This is a genomic window from Mesorhizobium sp. M4A.F.Ca.ET.020.02.1.1 (assembly GCF_004022645.1).
In the GTDB taxonomy this organism is placed as follows: Bacteria; Pseudomonadota; Alphaproteobacteria; order Rhizobiales; family Rhizobiaceae; genus Mesorhizobium.
The window spans coordinates 1-1,960 of sequence record NZ_RZOI01000943.1 but is presented as its reverse complement, the minus strand read 5'-3'; the positions used below and the strand labels follow the sequence as shown (position 1 = coordinate 1,960).

The 1,960-nt window shown below is 63.8% G+C and carries 4 protein-coding genes and 1 pseudogene; all 5 read left to right on the top strand.

Going from position 1 to position 1,960, the window contains the following annotated elements; translation table 11 throughout:
• A pseudogene (locus EN742_RS38380) lies at positions 1–555 on the top strand (hypothetical protein); the annotation flags it as partial.
• A 91-nt stretch (positions 556–646) separates the two neighbouring features.
• Positions 647–1,021, top strand: a complete 375-nt coding sequence (locus EN742_RS33430) for a hypothetical protein (RefSeq protein ID WP_128333797.1) — start codon at positions 647–649, stop codon at positions 1,019–1,021.
• Between the two features lie 158 nt (positions 1,022–1,179).
• Entirely contained in the window at positions 1,180–1,467 is a 288-nt protein-coding gene (locus EN742_RS38375; protein WP_128333796.1) for a hypothetical protein, read from the top strand.
• Positions 1,464–1,745, top strand: coding sequence for a hypothetical protein (locus EN742_RS33420; RefSeq protein ID WP_128333795.1), 282 nt, complete (start codon positions 1,464–1,466; stop codon positions 1,743–1,745). The genes EN742_RS38375 and EN742_RS33420 overlap by 4 nt, the downstream gene beginning before the upstream one ends.
• On the top strand, positions 1,742–1,960 hold a 219-nt coding region (locus tag EN742_RS33415), incomplete at its 3' end, for a pyocin activator PrtN family protein (protein ID WP_128333794.1). The genes EN742_RS33420 and EN742_RS33415, both read left to right, overlap by 4 nt.

Genomic DNA, 1,960 nt, shown 5'->3' with positions numbered 1-1,960 from the left:
CCCGAGGTGTGGATTGAGAAAGACGCGCTCGTTGGCGTGATCGAGCCGATTTGCACCCGCATGCGCGTGCCGTACTTCGCCTGTCGCGGCTACACCTCGCAATCGGAGCAGTACCGGGCCGGCAAGAGGTTTGCCCAGGCTATCCGCGCAGGCAAGCGTCCGATCGTTTTTCACTTCGGCGACCACGATCCCAGCGGCCTGGACATGACGCGCGACAACGGCGATCGGCTCCGCATGTTCGCCCGGCGCGGCGTCATGGTGAAGCGCCTCGCGCTCAACATGGACCAGATCGAGGAGTACAACCCGCCGCCGAACCCCGCGAAGGAAACCGACGCTCGCTTCGCCGAATATGCGGCCGAGCACGGCGACGAGAGTTGGGAGCTTGACGCCCTGGACCCGCCCGTCATCGAAGGACTGATACAGGCGGCGCTTGACGAGATCATTGATCCCGACGCCTGGAAAGTCGTCATCGACCGAGAGGACGCGGCGCGCGGCGATCTTGAAGCCGTCGCCGAGCGCTGGGTTGAAGTCTCTGACTATCTGAGGGGCGAGTGATGGCCGCGATCGTGATCCGCCACCCGTACCTTTTCACGCTCGCGGCGATCGTCGCCGCCTGCCTTCTCGACACTCCTCATTGAGAACGGTCATGACCCCCTTTGCCTCAGTCGCCCTGATCCGCCGCAATGGCACGATCGTTTTCCGCCCGCCCAGGAAAGAGCGGCCCGACGACACGACCCAAGCGCGCAAAGCCGCCATGCGCTTCTGGGCCGGCCACCTCGCCAGCGGCGACGTGCTGGTCAAGGTGATCCTGGTCCGCGAGTTCGCCGGCAAGCTGGAGATCAGCGAGCGCGCGCCGAACGATCCGAACTGGATCGGCTATGACCGCGAGATACGCGGTGCTGAGGCCGAGCCGCACATTGCCGCCTGCCTGGGCGAGCTTGGCATAGACGCGAGCGCGGCCATGCCGCCCTTGCCCGACGTTCTGAACATCAACGGGTTTGTTTACAGGAGGGAAATCTAATGAACAAGCAGCGCGCCCCAAAATTTCCGGCGACATTTTGCAGCCAGTGCGGGAGAGGTTTCGGCCCCGGCGACCATGGCTTCTCGCATTGCGAGGATCACCAGACCAAGGCGAGCAAGCTTATCCCGCACGTTCACGACGAGATACCGGCAGACATCATGAAGGCGGCAACCGACATCGCCTATTCGGCCGAGACCGGCGTTGTCGTCGGCAGCTTCCACGGCGCGGTGTACATCGCCCGCGCGATCCTCGCCGAGCGCCAGCGTTTCGTTGCCGAGTTCGACGGCGCGGCCGACGCCGGCATTGACGCGGCGGTTGCTGCCGAGCGCGAGCGGTGCGCAGGCCTCGCCCGCAAAGAGGCGGATCGAAATCGAGGCTACTGCGACGCCCGCCATAACGCGGCGCAGTCAATCGAGGAGGATATTCGGGGAGGCTTGCAGCCGTGAGCGAGACCGTTCTTGATCGCCTTGAGAAGGCAAAGGCCGAAGTCGCGCGCTTGGAGATCGAGGCGCGCGCCGCACACTGCTCCGTTGTCGGGCATAGGTGGAAATCGATTGGCGGGTGCAATGCCGGCTGTCACAAGGATTGCTCTTGCTCTGTCCCGGTGCACGAATGCGAGGTTTGCAAAGAATGCGACTATGGCGATAACGCCTGGGCAGACGAGACGCGGCGCAATTGCGTTGCGGTCAACGGCCCGTTCGAGGACGAGGAAGCCACGGCATGAACACCGCTTTCCTACTCATGGCACAGTTCGACGGTGCCGCCGTGATCCCGATCGACAAGGTTTGCGCCAGCTTCTTCCAGCACCTCACGCCGCAGCAATTCGTCCGCAAGACCACCGAGGGCGAGATTGATTTGCCCGTGGTGCGGATCGAGCAGAGCCAGAAAGCCGCCAAGGGCGTTCACCTCCTGGACCTCGCCGCCTGGATTGACAAGCGG

What these genes read in the sequence shown, in the direction of transcription:
- EN742_RS33430 (WP_128333797.1), top strand. Translation starts at nt 647, where the DNA reads ATGACCCCCTTTGCCTCAGTCGCCCTGATCCGCCGCAATGGCACGATC.
- EN742_RS38375 (WP_128333796.1), top strand. Translation starts at nt 1,180, where the DNA reads ATGAAGGCGGCAACCGACATCGCCTATTCGGCCGAGACCGGCGTTGTC.